Origin of the sequence: Kitasatospora nipponensis (assembly GCF_039528135.1) — a bacterium.
Lineage (GTDB): Bacteria > Actinomycetota > Actinomycetes > Streptomycetales > Streptomycetaceae > Kitasatospora > Kitasatospora nipponensis.
Genome location: NZ_BAAALF010001054.1, coordinates 1 through 545 on the forward strand (window position 1 = coordinate 1; position 545 = coordinate 545).

A 545-nucleotide genomic window follows, 5' to 3' on the forward strand; every position below is an offset into this window, starting at 1 on the left:
CCACGATCAGCACCGCCGCCAGCAGCACCGCGACCACCGTCAGGCCCTGCACCAGCCCACGCCTGGCCTGCGGGGCGTACATCAGCCCCACTCCCGTGACGGCCCCCGCGATCAGCCCGCCCAGGTGCGCGCGCCAGTCGATCACCCTGCTCACCGAGAAGGTGATCACCAGGTTGAAGACCAGCAGCGCGATCACCGGCCCGAGCGGCACCCGGCTGACCCGGTACAGCACCGCCGTCGCCCCGAGCAGCCCGAAGATCGCACCCGAGGCACCGACCGAGTTCAGCTTCTCCCCGGCGAACAGGTACGAGAAGGCCCCGCCCATCAGCCCGGAGGCGAAGTAGAGACCGACGAAGCGCAGCCGCCCGAGCACCAGCTCCAACTGCGGGCCCAGCACCCAGAGCGACACCATGTTCATCACCAGGTGCATCACCCCGCCGTGCACGAACATCGCCGTCACCAGCCGGTACCACTCGTCCGGGCCGGCGGCCACCCCGTACGCCTCGGACCAGTGCGGCGGCACCGCGCTCTGCAGCGCCAGTGTG

General features: G+C 70.8%; 1 protein-coding gene. It reads right to left on the reverse strand.

Annotated features, from left to right (window positions below; translation table 11 throughout):
• A partial coding sequence (locus ABD323_RS44825; protein WP_344447703.1) for a rhomboid family intramembrane serine protease occupies positions 1-545 on the reverse strand: 545 nt, incomplete at both ends.